Source organism: Tellurirhabdus rosea (assembly GCF_026278345.1).
GTDB classification, from domain to species: Bacteria; Bacteroidota; Bacteroidia; order Cytophagales; family Spirosomataceae; genus Tellurirhabdus; species Tellurirhabdus rosea.
The window spans coordinates 1499820-1516469 of record NZ_CP111085.1 but is presented as its reverse complement, the minus strand read 5'-3'; the positions used below and the strand labels follow the sequence as shown (position 1 = coordinate 1516469).

Annotated in this window: 14 protein-coding genes; 5 read left to right on the top strand and 9 right to left on the bottom strand. The window is 57.6% G+C overall.

The annotated features are described in order from the left end of the window. The first annotated feature begins 122 nt into the window (after positions 1-122). On the top strand, positions 123-1142 hold the full coding sequence (locus ORG26_RS06345) for a DUF6807 domain-containing protein (protein ID WP_266367728.1): 1020 nt from the start codon (positions 123-125) through the stop codon (positions 1140-1142). Here the strand turns inward: ORG26_RS06345 and ORG26_RS06340 are convergent. Then, entirely contained in the window at positions 1135-1536 is a 402-nt protein-coding gene (locus ORG26_RS06340; RefSeq protein ID WP_266367727.1) for a group III truncated hemoglobin, read from the bottom strand. The two genes, ORG26_RS06345 and ORG26_RS06340, sit on opposite strands and share 8 nt — an antisense overlap. A 246-nt stretch (positions 1537-1782) precedes the next feature. Then, the gene (locus ORG26_RS06335) at positions 1783-2190 is read right to left on the bottom strand and encodes a hypothetical protein (RefSeq protein ID WP_266367726.1); all 408 of its coding nucleotides are present in this window, start codon (positions 2188-2190) and stop codon (positions 1783-1785) included. A gap of 231 nt (positions 2191-2421) precedes the next feature. On the opposite strand from ORG26_RS06335, the gene ORG26_RS06330 reads away from it, so the two are divergent. Together ORG26_RS06330 and ORG26_RS06325 are read left to right on the top strand one after the other, a co-directional pair. Further along, positions 2422-3924, top strand: coding sequence for a 4Fe-4S binding protein (locus tag ORG26_RS06330; protein ID WP_266367724.1), 1503 nt, complete (start codon positions 2422-2424; stop codon positions 3922-3924). A 120-nt stretch (positions 3925-4044) separates the two neighbouring features. After that, positions 4045-4737: a type 1 glutamine amidotransferase domain-containing protein gene (locus ORG26_RS06325; RefSeq protein WP_266367723.1), complete on the top strand. Its 693-nt coding sequence runs from the start codon at positions 4045-4047 to the stop codon at positions 4735-4737. Positions 4738-4753: 16 nt separating this feature from the next. Here the strand turns inward: ORG26_RS06325 and ORG26_RS06320 are convergent, their stop codons facing one another. Both ORG26_RS06320 and rfbC read right to left on the bottom strand, forming a co-directional pair. After that, positions 4754-5515, bottom strand: a complete 762-nt coding sequence (locus tag ORG26_RS06320) for a CpsB/CapC family capsule biosynthesis tyrosine phosphatase (protein ID WP_266367721.1) — start codon at positions 5513-5515, stop codon at positions 4754-4756. Positions 5516-5688: 173 nt separating this feature from the next. Continuing rightward, positions 5689-6234: a dTDP-4-dehydrorhamnose 3,5-epimerase gene (gene rfbC, locus ORG26_RS06315; RefSeq protein WP_266367720.1), complete on the bottom strand. Its 546-nt coding sequence runs from the start codon at positions 6232-6234 to the stop codon at positions 5689-5691. 226 nt (positions 6235-6460) lie between these two features. Here rfbC and pyrF point away from each other — a divergent pair, with 226 nt between their 5' ends. Both pyrF and ORG26_RS06305 read left to right on the top strand, forming a co-directional pair. Continuing rightward, entirely contained in the window at positions 6461-7273 is an 813-nt protein-coding gene (gene pyrF / locus ORG26_RS06310) for an orotidine-5'-phosphate decarboxylase (RefSeq protein ID WP_266367719.1), read from the top strand. 148 nt (positions 7274-7421) lie between these two features. Further along, positions 7422-8708 carry a DUF2851 family protein gene (locus tag ORG26_RS06305; protein ID WP_266367718.1) on the top strand — a complete coding sequence of 429 codons (1287 nt, stop codon included), beginning with the start codon at positions 7422-7424 and terminating at the stop codon, positions 8706-8708. Positions 8709-8767: 59 nt separating this feature from the next. Here the strand turns inward: ORG26_RS06305 and ORG26_RS06300 are convergent, their stop codons facing one another. The 5 genes from ORG26_RS06300 to ORG26_RS06280 all read right to left on the bottom strand — a co-directional run bounded on the left by ORG26_RS06300 (position 8768) and on the right by ORG26_RS06280 (position 16619). Next, on the bottom strand, positions 8768-9709 hold the full coding sequence (locus ORG26_RS06300) for a YciE/YciF ferroxidase family protein (RefSeq protein WP_266367717.1): 942 nt from the start codon (positions 9707-9709) through the stop codon (positions 8768-8770). A 199-nt stretch (positions 9710-9908) separates the two neighbouring features. Further along, the gene (locus ORG26_RS06295) at positions 9909-11921 is read right to left on the bottom strand and encodes a transglutaminase domain-containing protein (RefSeq protein ID WP_266367716.1); all 2013 of its coding nucleotides are present in this window, start codon (positions 11919-11921) and stop codon (positions 9909-9911) included. A 100-nt stretch (positions 11922-12021) separates the two neighbouring features. Then, positions 12022-14706, bottom strand: a complete 2685-nt coding sequence (locus tag ORG26_RS06290) for a PAS domain-containing sensor histidine kinase (protein ID WP_266367715.1) — start codon at positions 14704-14706, stop codon at positions 12022-12024. A 187-nt stretch (positions 14707-14893) separates the two neighbouring features. After that, positions 14894-15100: a hypothetical protein gene (locus ORG26_RS06285; RefSeq protein WP_266367714.1), complete on the bottom strand. Its 207-nt coding sequence runs from the start codon at positions 15098-15100 to the stop codon at positions 14894-14896. Between the two features lie 52 nt (positions 15101-15152). Then, a complete protein-coding gene (locus ORG26_RS06280) occupies positions 15153-16619 on the bottom strand; it encodes a CCA tRNA nucleotidyltransferase (protein ID WP_266367712.1) in 1467 nt (488 codons plus the stop codon). Positions 16620-16650 lie beyond the last annotated feature (31 nt).

The window sequence follows — 16650 nt, the reverse complement described above, 5'->3', positions numbered from 1 at the left end:
CGGATGGTTCGCCGGTGCGATCCCGCGGATTAGGCGAATTCCCGCGGATTACTCTGCGGAAACCCGCCTGATTCGCGTGATTGCAGGAGCAAACCGTCCGCGTTCCTTTTTTCAGACAGATCATGAAAAAAATACTTCTCCTGAGTTTACTGACCACCTCGGTTTTTGCCCAGAAAGGCGTGAAACTGACCCACGACGAAGCCGCCAAACGCGTGGAAGTATCGGTGGACGGCAAGCCTTTTACGGCCTACATCTACCCCGGTCCGGATGTGCTCAAAAAACCGGTTCTCTACCCGATCCGGACGGCGGGCGGCAATTTCATTACGCGTGGCTGGCCGATGGACCCCCGCCCCGGCGAGCGCGTTGACCACCCGCACCACGTGGGCATGTGGTTCAACTACGGCGACGTGAACGGGCATGATTTCTGGAACAACTCCAACGACATTGCCAAAGGCCATGGCGGTCCGTTCGGAACCATCGTGCACACGGGCATAACGTCCCTGAAAAGCGGCAAGGACAGCGGAGAACTAACCGTAACGGCCGACTGGCTGGACAAGAACGGCAAACCGATGTTGCAGGAAACGACCACCTTTACGTTCCGGGGACAGGGCAGCGAGCGCAGCATCGACCGCAGCACGACGCTGAAAGCGCTCACCGACGTGACGTTCAAGGACAACAAGGAAGGCATGATTGCGGTCCGGCTGGCCCGACAGCTCGAACACCCGTCCAACAAGCCGGAAGTGTTCACCGATGCCAGCGGGGTCGCCACCAAAGTTGCCCAGATGGATAACTCCGGCGTGACCGGCAAATACATCAGCAGCGAAGGCGTAGAAGGCGAAAAAGTGTGGGGTACCCGCGCCAAATGGATGAATCTGACCGGTAACCTGAACGGCGAAAACGTTTCTGTCGTGATCATGGACCACCCGCAGAACGTCGGCTACCCGACCTACTGGCACTCCCGCGGGTATGGTCTGTACGCCGCCAATCCGCTGGCTCCCAGCGTAATGAGCAGCGGCAAAGACCAGCCCATGAACTACAAGCTGCCCGCCGGAAAGTCTGTTACGTTCCGCTACCGGATGCTGGTGACCTCCAACCCGGCCAGCGATGTGGCCCAGCGGAAGTCCGCCGAGTTTGTTAAATAGCCTTAGTGTCGGCCAAAAGTCCGTTCTGATACAACCGGCTTTCGATGACCGTGGCAATGGAGCGGGCGCGGATTTTGGTTTGTTCGGCCACCTCGCCGGTGAAGAGTTCGTCGATGGTCGCGTAAAACAGGGTCAGCCACCGCTGAAAGTGCTCGGGGCGGATCGGCGTTTTCTGGCCCAGTTCGAGGTGGGGGCGCATGGGATTACCCTTATAGCCGCCCGCTTCGCCAAAAATCAGGGTTGTCCAGAAGGCGTACATTTTCGGCAGGTGATGGGGCCAGTCGAGCTGGGCCACGTCGTCAAACAGATAGCTCAACTCGGCATCCTGGCGCACTTTTCCGTAGAACGCGTCGACAAACTGCGGCACGTCGGCCAGGGATTCGATATCGCGCATAATGGTCAGATTTCAGACACACAAAAGCCCGGCAGACTGTCGGGCTTTTGTGCGGTTTGTTGTTAATGAAAAACTATATTCCTTAAGCCTTTTCGGAGGCGTTTGGTTCATTTTGATACCACAAAGGTAGAATTAGGGAGGTAAGGACAGCCTGACGAGAATCACGCCGCCGGATGATTCGGATGCAAAAAAAGACCGATCAGGAACCGGCCTTTTGATTGATTATACACTTTTGGTCCAACATGTTCAATTCAGGGACTGCACGGCCGCTTTGGGCTGCAGAATGCGTCGGCTCATGATCCGTTTTTCGCGCCAGCGGCGGAAATCCGGGCTCTGACGGCCCAGCGTCAGCAGCTGGTCGTCGATCTGGCTCAGCAGGTAATGCATCTGGTGCACCACCATCCACTGCCGCTGCACCTGCTGGTTCATCGTCTGAACGGGGCGAAGGGCGGCCGTATCCCGAACCAGCTGGCGAACCGTCGCGCGCAGATGGTATTGCAGCACCACCAGGCGTCCCGCCAGCGCATGATCCGTGGGATGGGTTTCCAGATAAGTGATACCGGCGGTCAGAAGGTCGTTGCGGCGCTGGAGGTGCTTCGACACGGTGTTCCAGGCTTCGTCGGCACGCAAGGAATCATAAGTCACGGCTCTCATCTTCGGCTTGTTTAAGTTACGGATAATGATTAAAACAAATTTAGCGGTTTAATCAAAAGGAAATATAGGTTATTTTAAAATTAAGCGAATTTTAACTATAGAAAGCCGGGATGCACCTTATATCTTAAAAGATGATTAAAATGTCATCGATTAATTTTGGCCCCGGGTAGTTTTTTGATTCGTATTTTCGTCTTTCCGGGTCTACGGACTCCTTCGTTTGCCTCTCCGTGCATGAAAACAAGCCAAAAACTGGGATTACTTCTTTTTTGGGTCGGGTTCGCCGTCTTCGTCGGTACGCTGACGCTCGGCCACTACCGCCTGACGGACCCGATTCTGCAGAAAGCGCTGAAACCCGAACACCTGCCCCTGCTGCGCGGGCGGCTGGAAGGCATGCTTGACAAGCCCTATTCGTCCAACTGGGTCTTTGTGGCGGATTTTAAAGCGGCCGTGGAAAGCCTGAACGCAGAATACCGCGACCGGCAGCAGTGGGACAAGGTGATTTACGACAATTATGCGTTGCCGGTCACGCTGGCGTCCTCCCGGGGTTCGGTGGCGGCCAACGCGCCGCTTTGGTTCTGGCTGAGCATCGGCCTGGCCATCGCGGGGGCGCTGCTTTATATTTTACCGGAAAAACGAACGCTGCCGGGCATCAAAAACAACGGGCTCTACCGGCATCCCGCCACCAACCGGGGCTGGATCGGCATCAGTCTAGGGGCCTTTCTGATCGGCTTTTACATTGTCCTGTACTTCTACCCCGAATACATCACCAACTGGGTGCTGCTCGTAGACCCCATCAGCCGGGCCATCGGCAGCGGTCCGGCGACGCACTGGTTTCTGTACGGATTTCTGTATACGGTGGCCGTGCTGGTGATGGGCGTGCGGATGCTGCTGCGCTACCGCGGGAATCGCTACCAGCAGATTCGGACGGGCTCGGTGATGGCTTTTCAGCTGTTTTTTGCGTTTCTGATTCCGGAGCTGCTCGTGACGCTGAACTATCCGTACCAGGACCTGAAAAACATCTGGCCGCTGGATTACTCGTTTTTCTTTGATTACCGGATCGAGGAGAAGATTCAGGCGGGCACGGTGGGCGTTTTCATGTTTGTCTGGGGGCTGGCGCTGGCGTTTGTGGCCGTGCCAGTGCTGACTTATTTTCTGGGCAAACGCTGGTACTGTTCGTGGGTCTGCGGCTGCGGCGGCCTCGCCGAAACGCTGGGCGACCCCTACCGCCACCTGTCCGACAAAAGCCTGAAAGCCTGGCAGGCAGAACGCTGGATGGTCCACGGCGTGCTCGTGTTTGCCGTCGTGATGACGCTGCTGGTGCTGTATTCGTACCTGAGCGGGCAATCGACGGTGCTGGGCTTTCTGGATTCGTACAGCGTCCGGCAATCCTACGGGTTTTTCATCGGCTCCATCTTTGCCGGCGTGGTCGGAACGGGCTTTTATCCGGTGCTGGGCAACCGCGTCTGGTGCCGGTTTGGCTGCCCGCTGGCCGCGTACCTGGGGCTGGTGCAGCGGTTCAAATCCCGGTTTCGCATCACCACCAACGGCGGGCAGTGCATTTCGTGCGGCAACTGCTCGGCTTACTGCGAAATGGGAATTGACGTGCGCTGGTACGCTCAGCGGGGGCAGGATGTGGTCCGGTCGTCCTGCGTGGGCTGTGGCATCTGCTCGGCGGTCTGCCCGCGGGGCGTCTTGAATCTGGAGACCGGCCCGGTCGAAACGCGGCGCATCTAGCAGAAAATGAATAATGAATAATGAATAATGAATAAAAAAACCGGCTTAACTTGCGAAGGCCGGTAACCCAAGGCCGTCTCTGACCCATATTCATTATTCATTCTACATTGTTCATTCGGTATGAATCCTGCCATCCGCGCACTCATCGTCTGTACCAATCACACGCAGTATAAATCAAAGCCTCTGAAAACGGGCCTTTGGCTGAGTGAAGCCACGCACTTTTACGATGAACTCTCGGACCGGAACATTCCCTATGACATCGTCAGCCCCAGTGGCGGTCCGGTACCCATCGATGAGCGGAGCCTGGATCTGAAAGACAATACGAACGATAAATGGTACCATAATCCCGAATTCCGGCGCAAACTGGACAACTCCCTGAAACCGGACGAAGTCAATCCGGACGATTACCAGCTGATTTACTTCACCGGCGGGCACGGTACTATGTGGGATTTTCCGGAAAACGGGAAACTCCAGCAGATCACGCAGCGGATTTACGAAAACGGCGGCATGGTGGCGGCCGTCTGTCATGGCGTGGCGGGCCTGCTGAACGTCAAACTCTCGGACGGCTCGACGCTCATCGACGGGCGACAGATCACGGGCTTTTCCAACATGGAGGAAAAACTGATCCGGTTGGATGAAGAGGTGCCTTTCCTGCTGGAAGACGAACTGCGCCGGCGCAACGCCCTGTACAGCAAAAGCTTTATTCCCTTCCTGCCCTACATTGAGGTAGACGAACGCCTCGTCACCGGCCAGAACCCGCTTTCCGCCCGGAAAGTAGGGAAAAAAGTGATGGAAGAGATGTACGAAAAATAAGCCGTCGGGGCGGCGACTAGATAAGGGCATTCCGGACGCCCATTTCCAGCGCTTTATAATAGTGCGGCAGCGACATGGCGTGTCCGATCAGTGGAATCTGAAATTCCTGTGCCAGCCCGCTGCCCAGAAAGCTGACGAGTCCGCGGTCAATCATCCATTCGGCGAGCTGTCGGCTGGCAACGGTCGGTTTCCCCAGCAGCGAAAGCAGATGCACCTGAAACAGTACGCCCTGCTCCTGTAAGCGGAAAAGATAATCGGGGTCTTTCTGCAAATAGAGGTACTGCTCCGGGTGCGCCATGATCGGTGTAATATTCAGACAGCGAAAAGCCCAGAGGACGTTTTCCAGTTCGGGTGGCGCTTTGACCAGACCCGTATCAAAGAGCAGATACTGCCGGCCCGTCCGGTCGCCGAAGGTGAGCAGGGGCGACTGGTTGTAGAGCAGCCGCATCAGCCCGCGGTCCACGTAGTATTCGGCGGCCGGAATCAGCTGAATGGGAATGCGGTCCGTTTGCAGCTGGTTGCGGACAAGCTGGACGGTTTCGAGAACGCTTTCGGAAGTATTCTGGTAAAAATGGCTCATCACCGGCAGCGTGCCGACGACCTTTTGAATGCCGGAGGCGGCCAGGCCGCGCAGGAGCCGGATGCTGCGGTCGAGGGAGGCGATTCCATCGTGCTGTCCCGGCAGAATAGGGGCAAAGACGTCGGTTTGCAGCGCCGGCGATGCCTGGAAACGACCAGACGCCAGACGTCTGGAAGTGGGAAGAAACGGTAAATTCATGTTCAGACAGAGAGAAACGTCAATCGGTTTCTGTGGCCTGCCGCCGCGCAGACGCAACCGGCAGGTGCCCTGACAGAAACATGAATCATGCCAGACTGTTCATGTATTGACACTTTTACGTCTGACCACAAAAAAAGCCCGGACTACCGGGCTTTCTTATTGATAGGGGGAAATTAAGCCATTTGGTTGGGGAACAGGGCACGCAGCGGCTGCAGGACCTTGTCCTTGTCCGACACGATCGGATCGGCAACGCCCCAGTCGATGTTCAGGTCCGGGTCGTTCCAGATGATGCCGGACTCCGACGCCTTGCTGTACACGTTGGTGCATTTGTAGCTGAAGACGCTGTCTTCCAGCGCTACAAATCCGTGGGCGAACCCTTCCGGAATATAGGCCATGTTGTTCCGTTCGGCATCCAGAATAAAGGTCTCGTACTGGCCGAAGGTGGGCGAACCGGGCCGGATATCCACGGCCACGTCCATCACTTTTCCGGAAATGACCCGCACCAGCTTGCCCTGGGCAAAAGGCTCATTCTGAAAGTGCAGCCCGCGCAAGACGCCTTTAACAGAAAACGACTGGTTGTCCTGAACAAAATTTGTCGGCAGGCCCAGCGACTCGAAAAGCTGTTGGTTATACGATTCAAAAAAGGCACCCCGTTCGTCGGCAAATACCCGTGGGAAAATTTCAACCAGCCCTTCAATCGACGTTTTTCTAACTTCCATGTGCTTGGAGTATGAGTACTGTTCCGGAGCCTCCTTTTGGCCCATTTCAGGGCGCAAATTTAGGAAACTCCTGATAGTTCCTGTATTTTTGGCGAAGGAATTTAATGAAAAGAAGGGATGAACGGTGAGTGCCCGGGGTATATGGTACCTCCGCGCCTGGCCGCCTTGGTTTCTCCGCAGACCTTGCGCCCGAAGCAATTCTCCTCCTGAGCCCTGACCGCCTGCCATGACCCGCGACGAACTTTACCAGCAGATACTCCGCAAGAAATCATACCTCTGCGTCGGCCTCGATACCGACATAAGACGCATCCCGGAACACCTCCGCCGCGAGAAAGACCCGATTGCCGCCTTCAATCGCCAGATCATTGAAGCCACCGCCGAGTTTGCCGTCGCCTACAAACCCAACATTGCCTTCTACGAAGCCCTCGGCCCCAAAGGCTGGGAAAGCCTTCAGCGCACGCTGGAATACATCCCGAAGGAGTGTTTTACCATCGCCGACGCCAAACGGGGGGATATCGGCAACACCTCGGGCCTGTACGCCCGCACCTTTTTCGACCCCGATTCGTCGGGCCTTGATTTCGACTCGGTGACGGTTGCGCCGTACATGGGACGCGATTCCGTGGAGCCGTTTCTGGAATTTCCGAATAAATGGGTGATTCTGCTGGCGCTGACCTCCAATCCGGGCAGCGGCGATTTTCAGCGACTGGAAAGCGCCGATGGGCCGCTGTTTGAGACCGTGATCCGCACCTCGCAGCAGTGGGCCGGTCCCGACCGGCTGATGTACGTCGTGGGTGCCACCCGCGCCGACCAGCTGGCCCGTATCCGCGAACTGGCCCCGGATCACTTCCTGCTGGTGCCGGGCGTAGGCGCGCAGGGCGGTAGCCTGGAAGAAGTGTCCCGCTCGGGCATGAACGACCATTGCGGCCTGCTGGTCAACGCTTCGCGCAGCATCCTCTACGCTTCCGACGGACCGGATTTTGCCCGTAAAGCGGCCGACGAGGCCCAAAGCATGCAGCGCGAAATGGCGGCATTTCTGTAAAAATTTATCAGAACAGGGCGGCGTGAGGCGAAGCGGGACAGCGAGCCGCTCATATCCGCTTTCCGCCGCCCTGTAATTTTCCTTTCTCCATCGGTGACTTTCGCTGGGGCGCTCCTTCTTACAGAAGAACCCGTAAACTGCTGCGCCTTTGGTTTCCGAAGATTTTCTCTACTTCATCTGGCAGTTCCAGTACTTCGGCCATATCGGTCTGAAGACCACGAACGGCGAACCCGTGCAGGTCCTGCACCCCGGCTACCGCAACCGCGACTCCGGCCCGGATTTTACCAATGCCCGGCTGCTGATCGGAGCGGTCGAATGGGCCGGGACGGTCGAAATTCACTGTCGCCCCGCGGACTGGTACCTGCATCGCCACCAGCACGACCGCGCCTACGACACGGTTATTCTGCACGTGGTCTGGGAAGACTCCGGCTCGACGCCCTTGCAACGACCCGACGGGACCCTTATTCCGACGCTTGTGCTGAAAGACCGCACCGACGCCGGTCTGCTGGGCCGCTATCAGAAGCTGTTGAAAGAAACCGGGCCGATTCTCTGCGCCGGTCGTTTCGGGGAGGTGGATGGTCTGCACCGGACGGCGATGCTCGATGCGGCTCTGCTCCGGCGTCTCGAACGAAAAGCCGAAGCGGTGAGGGCCGTCTACGCCGCGACGGGGCAGGATTGGGAAGAAACGGTGTACCGCCTGCTGGCAACCGCCTTTGGTTTTAAGGTGAATGCCGAGCCTTTCGAACGGCTGGCGCGGACCGTTTCGCTGAAATACCTGCAAAAACACCGGGATTCGCTGCTGCAGGTGGAGGCGCTGCTCTTTGGAACGGCGGGGCTGCTGGAGGAAGTGCCCGAAGATGAGTATGTGCTGGCCCTGCGCCGGGAACACCGTTTTCTGGCCAGTAAGTACGGCCTGACCGAACAAATACTTCCGGCGGTGGTCTGGAAGTGGGCCAAACTGCGCCCGGCGGGTTTTCCGACGCTGAGACTGGCGCAGTTGGCGCGGCTGGTGGTCTCGCAGCGGAGCCTTTCGGGCTTGTGTCTGGACGAAAACGAGCCGCAGACGTTGCTGCGCTGGCTCCAGGTCACGCCTTCGGACTACTGGCAGACGCATTACCGCTTCGGCAAAACCGCCCGGGAAGGAGCCTCCGCGCTCGGAGAAGCCGCCGCCCGCATGCTGCTCATCAATGTCGTGGCCCCGGTTCTGGCCGCATACGCGGAACACCGCCGCGAACCCGTTTACCTGGACCGGGCGGTCGCGCTGCTGGAAAGTCTGCCGCCCGAGGACAACCGGATCATCCGCCTCTGGCAAACCCTGGGCCTACCCGTCCGGACCGCTTTCGATTCGCAGGCCGCCCTTGAACTCTACAACCAGTACTGCCTGGAAAAACGGTGCCTGTCGTGCCGGGTGGGCGCTCAGTTGATGAGGCTATAAAAACAGCCGGGGCACGCCCAAAAATGGGGTGCCCCGCTGGATGCAGATCGTTATGTCGTTTAGACGCCCGTAGTTGAGCCGCCGACAACGTCATCCATATCCGTGCCGCCCGAGTTGGTGCGGCGGATGCGGTTGCGGTCGTCGTCGGAATCCGAGCCGCTCGAATAGCTGCCCCGATCCGCGTAATTTTCTGTTCCCTGGCCGGTGCCGTAGCCCGTGTTGCCGGTAGAACCCGTCGTGCCGTAATCACGGTCCGACATACCCATCCGGTCACTTTCGGACATCCGGTTGCTGTCGGACATGCGGTTGCTGTCAGACATCCGGTTACCACTCAGCGTATCCGAATAGTCGGAGCTGCGCTCGGAGCCTACCTGGCCGCTGTAATTGCTGCCGGTCCGGCCGTAGTCGCCGTCGCCGACCGTCGAGCGCATGCCCGAATGCATGTCGTCGTGGCCGTCGGTTTCCATCTTGGCGCGTTCGTTGATAAACGACTCGGCCACTTCCGTCAGCTTGCGGTCGGTGTTCTTTTCCTCCTGCAGGCTTTCCTCGATGAGGCGGGCTGCGTCGTGGTAACCCAGCAGGCGGGCCAGCGAGTGCAGCGAACCGTAGGCGGCAATTTCATGGTGTTCTACCTTCTGACCGGCGATGATCAGACCGGCATCACGCGTCAGCGAGCCCGATTCCGTGTTGGCAATAACTACCTGACCGTCTTCAACCAGACCATCGGCGGCATTACACTTCATGTCGTCAACGGCTACGCCGAGCGAAGAGAAAATCTGCTCGATCCGGCGAATCTGGTTCTGGGTCTCGGCCCGGTGCTGTTCGAAGGCATCCCGGACAACGTCGGTGGTGGCGGCTTCAGCCATTTGCGGCTGGGCATCGGCGAACTGCTTTTCGGCGTAGTAAATACCTTTCAGTTCGCTGATGAATAATTCGCGAAGACCGGTGTCCGTCTCATTCATGCCAAAGAACTTGGCAAGTTGATCAGTGAATGAAGCCATAACTGTGGATAGTTTTAAATCGTTGAGTTGATACGCTCCATTGACCAAAACTTATACCAAATTGTAAATTATTGATTTTTAACGGGTTGTATTCTGGCGATTGTGGACAAAAAGCAACAGCCCGGGAAGTAGATTACTCACTTTCCGGGCGTTAATCCACAGCGGATCAGGGTATTAAGAACCGGCAATAGCCCGTCTGCTACTTTCCGGAGGCCAGCGTTTCCTTCTTCAGCACGATCTGTTCCGCGTGCCGGGCGATGACCAGATCGTACATCTGTCTCAAAGACGCGTATTCTTCGGTCGTATAGAACGGTTTCCGGAGGGAAAATAAGCTCGAAACGGTTAGCGTTCGGCCCACCTGGCTGATCTGGTACTGGAACCGGCCGCCATTGTCGGGTAAGGTAAGCAGCGTGGCTTTGGGCAGCTGCTCTACCTGATAGCCTTCGGGCAGGGTAATCTGGGCAAAAAAGCGACGTTCGAGGCATTTTCCGAAATCGACCGGAAAGAGGCGCTCGGGGGCGCGAAGGGGATTGGTGGCGAACCCTTCCGTAAGCATAGGCTTGAGATACAGCCGGTCGCCCGCCGCCTGACAGGCATCCGTGAATTCCACCTGCTGGGCGATGATTACCGGCTCGTCGATTTTGTCGAGACCGCTGATCTGGAGGCCGGACGTTTGCCAGCCCGACCGGCTCGCCGCGTTGGTTTTGGTAAACGCCTCCTGACCGTTTTCCGCCAGTTCGTGCCGCGTCTGTAGCGCCTGGTAGCCGCTCCGGGTTTCTTTGAAGGTGCCTTTCAGGGCGCCATCCGCCTCCAGCGTCAGCGCGGTGGAGGAGTAAAGCATGTCGCGCTCGGCAGGGTCGAGAGAAATAAACGTGCTCCCCTTAGGGCGAATCAGGCGGCCCACGCCGTTCAGGCAGGCCTCCGGCAGCATACCGGGCTTGAGGAATGGGTCTGTGGCGTCGAGCAGCAGCGTCTGGCCCGAAGGCAGCCTGATGTGCGCAATGACGTAATTAAACTGCCGCAACAGGCCGTAAAACTGGTTGATTTTTCCGTGTGAGCGGGTACTGAGAATGACCGGATCGGCATCAAAACCCGTTTCCCTTAGCAGCGCCACCAGCATCAGATTGATGTCGGCTGCGTCGCCTTCCCGCTTTTCGAACACCTTGCGCGACCCTGCTGAAACCAGGGCCGATTCCTTGTTCCACTTGATGTTTTTCCGAATGTAATCGTACACCATAACCAGCCGCTGCATGGTGTCCGGCTGGGCTTTGGCGAGGGCTGCGGCTTCTTTCAGAATACCAGCGCGGTTGAGCTGCTTCCCGAACGCGTCGTTTTCCAGCAGCGTGCGGTCCATCGATTCCCAGTCCAGCGTCATGTTTTCGACGGCCATGTTCGGCAGACGGTAACTGGCCAGTTCAAAGTCGAAGCCGCTCAGGTAGTCTTTCGGCGTGGTGATAAACGGCTCGTTGGAAAACGCCGGCGCGTTCTTCACCACGAAGCGGTACCCCGTACCGACGGACACAAGACCGCCGCCGAGATTGATCGAAATTGAGTTCCGCTCGTTCACCTCCAGCGGCAGATATCCCCGCATGACCGTTTTGTAAAAGAAATATTCCGGCTGTTCAAAAACGTATTCGCTCCACCAGACCGGAACGTCGGTCTGAAAGTGCCAGGTTTCGGGGTTATGCCGCAGCCTGAACGGGGTTTCCTTCACGTAGTTGTATTCCAGGATAGACCCTTCCCGGACGTTGGGCAGCGTGAATTTCCGGATCTGATAATCGTTGCTGGCTTTGTCGGTGAAAACAGCATCCTTCGCGAGCTTGTCCTTGACCACCTGCCCGTTGACCAGGTTGTAGGTGGTTCCGTTCAGTTGCTGGACAGCCTCGCGCAGGCCGTTCTGGCCGTAGAGGAGGGGTACGCTTACCGTCGCCCGGTCGGAGGCGGACTTTTTTCGGATGAATAACCGGACATGGTAATAGTTCTGAAGCAAGATTTCACTGTTGCGGTAAATAAACGTAGTCCGGCCGTTCCGGAACAGGTAGACCGCTTCGGCGGAGGTGTCGGGCAGGGAGGCCAGTTCGTCGAAATCGGCTTTGGTAATGTTGCCAAAATCGGTATTACGCGGCTGTGAATAGGCTATTTCCGACAGAAAAAAGGCAAGGAACAGGGTAAAGAAAACAGGGGCGTTGCGACGCCGGAATAAGAACAACATACAGGTCACGGATAAATGCTCATGTCGCCATAAGCAATATCGCAGCCAGAATTGTCAGAAATCGGGATTAACGGAAAAGGTTTTATTTACCGGAAAAACGTCAGTCGGTTTCGGCCGGGAGATAGACCGTGAACGTCGCGCCCTGGTCGGGCTGGCTGCGGGCGGTAAGGTGACCGTGGTGATTTTCGACCACCCGCTTGCAGATGGCCAGTCCGATGCCCGTGCCGGTGAAATTGGTTTTGCCGTGGAGCCGCTGGAAAATCTGAAAAATACGGTCGAGGTACTTTTCATCGAAGCCGATGCCGTTGTCCTCCACCTCGATCTGGTGGTACTTTCGGGCCGGGGAGAGGTGGGCGGGCAGGATTTCGCCCAATACCAGCTGGTGGCGAATCTGAATCCGCGGGGGATGCCCCGGCCGCCTGAACTTGATGGCATTGCTGATGAGGTTCTGAATCAGCTGCTGCAACTGCATCCGGTCGCCCGTCACCGTCGGAAGCGGCTCGAAATGAACGGTGCCGCCGCTTTCCTCCAGCTGAAATTCCAGCGTGTGCAGCACATCGCCCGCCACCGCATTGAGGTCGGTCTGCTTCAGTACCAGTTCGTTGTTGGATACCCGGCTGAACATGAGCAGGTCATGGATAAGCGAGGACATGCGGCGGGCGGCCGACTGCATGCGGGCGATGAGGTCCTGACCCGTTTCGCCCAGTTCATCCTTAAACTGGCCTTCGAGCAGGTCACCAAACGACTGAAGCTTCCGGAGCGGTTCCTGCAGGTCGTGGGAGGCCACGTAGGCAAACTGCCGCAGGTTTTCGTTGGTCCGTTCAAGGTCCCGGTTGCGGGTTTCCAGCGTCTGTCGATAGATTTGCAGCTGCGTGATATCGATACCGGCAGCAATGAATCCGTCGTCAAACTTGACCTTCTGCATGTCCACCCAGCGTCCGTTATACTCAAATTGCGTGTGCAGGGGCTCGCCCGTTTCCACCATTTGAACATCGGCCGCAAAGGATTCCGGGTCCGGGTAGGCCATCCTCATTTCCAGGGCCGTTTGCCGGTAAAATTCCTCCACCGGAACGCCGCTCCATTCGCAAATCTGCGAATTGACCAGCACATGCCGGAAATCCACGATTTGGTTCTGCTCGTTCCGAATCGCCTGGGAGACGATGATGTGAACGGGGGCCACGTCCAGAATGCCCTGCAGCAGATTGGCCTGCGACCGAATGGCGCGCTCCATTTTTTTCTGTTCGGTCACGTCCTGAAACATGAACAGGACGCCATCGCCCTGCCGGGTCATCGAACAGTCGAACCAGCCTTCTTCGGGGGGTTCGCCAAAGTGCAGCAGCGTCGTCTGGGAAAGTCCGGTTTCGGTCACTTCCACCAGTTGCCGGAAAAGGTCGGTCTGCCGGATGCCGGGCTGGAGCGTCTTTACCGATTGCTGGTACACCGCTTCCGGGCTCAAGCCCAGCGCCGCATTGTTGGTGTTGTTGGAAAGCAAATACCGAAAATCCTGAATAATGCCCCGCTCGTCGCGGATGGCTTCGATCAGGACGATGCCGTTGGGCGAGTTGTCGATCACCGATTGCAGCAACCCGGCCTGTTCCTGCTGGGCGAGCTGAAGCTGCTTGATTTCCGTCACGTCCAGAAACGAAAACAGCACATCACTGCCGTAGCGGCTGATCGAGTAATCCAGCCAGGCATTCACGTTGTCGTAACGGTAGTGCTGGATGTGCCGGAGGGACTGGCCCCTGTCGGCTACCTCGCAGAGCTTGTCGAACAGGTCCGTGTGCATCGACTCCGGAAAGAGTTCGGACATCAGCCGGCCCTGCATGGCGGTGGGCGACATGCCGACGTACTCCGCATTGGCCTTGTTGGTCAGCAGGTAGCGGAAGTCAATGATCTGCCCGGCCTGATCCCGGACCGGCCGGAAAAGCACCTGTCCGGCCCCCAGATTTTCAAAAATGGACTCCAGAAAATTGGCCTGAGCGGACGCTTCGAGCCGAAGGCGCTGGACTTCCGTCACGTCGCTGTACGTCAGGGTAAGCAGGTCGGGCTGGTGAGGGGTCGCGGTCATCTCAAACCAGAAGCCGATATCCGCGGCGTAGATCAGCCGGGCGTCCGTCTTTCCCTGCTGCACCACGTCGAGCATCCAGGGCAGCAACTCCTGCCGGGCCTGTCCGCGGGGAATCTGGCTGTAGGGAACACTGAGGTGGGTCTCGCGGGGAATCCCGGAAATTTCCACGCCTTTGTCGTTGATGAAAACCGCCAGCAGGTCCACCGGCCTACCCGCTTCGTCGTACAGGCAGCGGTAACGGGCAATGCCGTTGGCCGAGCTGTTGAGCACCTCGTTGTACTGTTGAGCCTGCTGCTGAAGGGCCAGCGTCGCCTCTTTCAGGTCGGTAATGATTTCGAAAGCCACCGTGACCCCGTCGCCGAGCGCCGTTATGGAGACGTGGAGCCAGTCGGCCGTTTCCCGGCCCGGCAGCGTCTGGCAGTGTTCGGCCTGGACGGCTTCCTTCGTCCGGATGACCTGTTCGTACTGTTCCGGAAGAAAAGCGTCCCAGCGGGCACCGAAGTCCTGACGGATGCGGCGGCCGAGCAGTTCGTCCGGGGGCTGGTTCAGATGCTGGGCCGCTACTTTATTGAGGAGTGCTATTTCAAAATCGACAAGGCCGCCCTGTTCGTTACGAACGCTGTTCAGGATAAGGATACCGCTCAGCGAACTGTCAAGTACCTGCTGGAGAAGTCCATACGGGGTGAAAGCAGACGTAACTTCTAAATGGGTTGACATGGCGGTCAGGTCTCCTCCCGGAAGAGGAGTGTGGATAAATAAAGCGTTCGCAGTAACCATAACGCCCAAAACGCCATGCTTCTGCTGAACAAAAACTATCGAATTACCCTAATTATCCCGCCTGGTCGATTAAACCTGCATTAAAACGAGGGAACGTCCGGTTGTCCGGCCCGGTTTGGACGGCAGATCAGCTCTCGCGCACCAGGCTGATGCCCGCCGAAAAAAAGACGACGCCCACCAGAAACGGGGCCAGCGCTTCCCATTCGGTTACGCTCAGGCCCAGCACCGGCTTGCCGTCGGACAGAAATGCCACGCAGGCGAAGAGGATGACGATGGTGCCCAGGATGGTCAGCATGGCACCGAAAAACCGGCGAAAATTGGTATTGTTGTTCATAGAAAATAGTGATCGGTTCGGCAGTTGTTTATCAGGACTCGTCCGGCGCCTTTCAGTCCACGGAGGGGCCGCTGGCGACGGAGGGACGGATGAGTGTCGTAACGGTTAATCCCAGCTTTTTTCCTTCTTCGAGCATAAACGGGTACGCCTCGTCGAAGGTATTGGCAATTTTGCCATCCAGAATAGCTTCCCGGATGGCGACTTTGATCTGCCCGACCTCTTTGGACGGCTGCAGCCCGAAGGTTTCCATGATCATCTCGCCCGTCACGACCGGCTGGAAGCGCCGCAGCTTGTCCCGTTCTTCCAGATCGTGAAGCTTCTGCTCAACCCGGTCAAAATTAGCAAGATGTTTCTTGACCCGCTCGTAATTTTTCGAGGTAATATCGGCCCGGCAGAGCGTCATGAGCGCCTCCAGGTCTTCGCCCGCCTCAAACAGGAGTCGGCGCAGGGCCGAATCGGTAATGGCTTCCTTGACCAGCGCAATCGGGCGCAGGTGCAGCCGGACGAGCTTCTGCACAAACCGCATTTTTTCGTTCAGCGGCAGCTTCATTTTCCGGAAAATATGCGGAACCTGCCGGGCGCCGAGGTCTTCGTGCCCGTGGAAGGTCCAGCCCACCCGGGCATCGAAGCGTTTGGTGGCGGGTTTGGCAATGTCGTGCAGCAGGGCCGCCCAGCGAAGCCAGAGATCAGGGCTGCGTTCGGCCACGTTGTCGAGCACCTGTAAGGTATGGTAGAAATTGTCCTTATGGCCTTTGTTCTCGATGGTCTGCACGCCTTTCAGGGCGACCAGTTCCGGGAAAATGAGGTCCAGCAAACCCGCGTGGTACAGCAGTTTGAAGCCGTAGGACGGACGGGGGGCCAGGATGATCTTGTTCAGTTCGTCCAGAATCCGCTCTTTCGACACAATGCTGATCCGGTCCTTCATCTGCACCATCGCGTCGAAGGTATCGGGTTCGATGTCAAAACCCAGCTGCGTGGCGAAGCGGGCCGCCCGCAGCATCCGGAGCGGGTCGTCCGAAAAGGTAATCGACGGTTCGAGCGGGGTCCGGATGGTTTTCCGGCGCAAATCCTCCACGCCGCCGAAGGGATCGATCAGCTGGCCGAAGTCGGCTTCGTTGAGGCTGATGCCCATCGCGTTGATGGTAAAATCCCGGCGGTTCTGGTCGTCTTCGAGCGTGCCGTCTTCCACGATGGGCTTGCGCGAATCCGCGCGGTATGACTCCTTGCGGGCTCCGACAAATTCCACCTCCCAGCCGGCCCCTTCGGCGGCGTCCGTTTTGAGCATGGCCGTCCCGAAGTTTTTGAACACCGTTACCGGCACGTTCAGCGCCCGGCCAACCGCCTCGGCCAGTTCGATGCCGCTCCCCAGACAGACGATGTCGATGTCTTTGGAAGGCCGGTTCAGAATCAAATCCCGTACGTAGCCTCCGATGACGTAAGCCGGGACGCCAAGCGCCGTTGCTTCCCGCGCCACGAGCTCAAACAGAGGGATGGTATGGAGGGTATCTTTGTAATTCATGATTAATCAATGAATAATGAACAATGAAGTT

What these genes read in the sequence shown, in the direction of transcription:
- ORG26_RS06285 (WP_266367714.1), bottom strand. Translation starts at nt 15,100, where the DNA reads ATGAACAACAATACCAATTTTCGCCGGTTTTTCGGTGCCATGCTGACC.
- ORG26_RS06335 (WP_266367726.1), bottom strand. Translation starts at nt 2,190, where the DNA reads ATGAGAGCCGTGACTTATGATTCCTTGCGTGCCGACGAAGCCTGGAAC.
- ORG26_RS06325 (WP_266367723.1), top strand. Translation starts at nt 4,045, where the DNA reads ATGAATCCTGCCATCCGCGCACTCATCGTCTGTACCAATCACACGCAG.
- rfbC (WP_266367720.1), bottom strand. Translation starts at nt 6,234, where the DNA reads ATGGAAGTTAGAAAAACGTCGATTGAAGGGCTGGTTGAAATTTTCCCA.
- ORG26_RS06290 (WP_266367715.1), bottom strand. Translation starts at nt 14,706, where the DNA reads ATGTCAACCCATTTAGAAGTTACGTCTGCTTTCACCCCGTATGGACTT.
- ORG26_RS06280 (WP_266367712.1), bottom strand. Translation starts at nt 16,619, where the DNA reads ATGAATTACAAAGATACCCTCCATACCATCCCTCTGTTTGAGCTCGTG.
- ORG26_RS06320 (WP_266367721.1), bottom strand. Translation starts at nt 5,515, where the DNA reads ATGAATTTACCGTTTCTTCCCACTTCCAGACGTCTGGCGTCTGGTCGT.
- ORG26_RS06330 (WP_266367724.1), top strand. Translation starts at nt 2,422, where the DNA reads ATGAAAACAAGCCAAAAACTGGGATTACTTCTTTTTTGGGTCGGGTTC.
- ORG26_RS06345 (WP_266367728.1), top strand. Translation starts at nt 123, where the DNA reads ATGAAAAAAATACTTCTCCTGAGTTTACTGACCACCTCGGTTTTTGCC.
- ORG26_RS06300 (WP_266367717.1), bottom strand. Translation starts at nt 9,709, where the DNA reads ATGGCTTCATTCACTGATCAACTTGCCAAGTTCTTTGGCATGAATGAG.
- ORG26_RS06295 (WP_266367716.1), bottom strand. Translation starts at nt 11,921, where the DNA reads ATGTTGTTCTTATTCCGGCGTCGCAACGCCCCTGTTTTCTTTACCCTG.
- pyrF (WP_266367719.1), top strand. Translation starts at nt 6,461, where the DNA reads ATGACCCGCGACGAACTTTACCAGCAGATACTCCGCAAGAAATCATAC.
- ORG26_RS06340 (WP_266367727.1), bottom strand. Translation starts at nt 1,536, where the DNA reads ATGCGCGATATCGAATCCCTGGCCGACGTGCCGCAGTTTGTCGACGCG.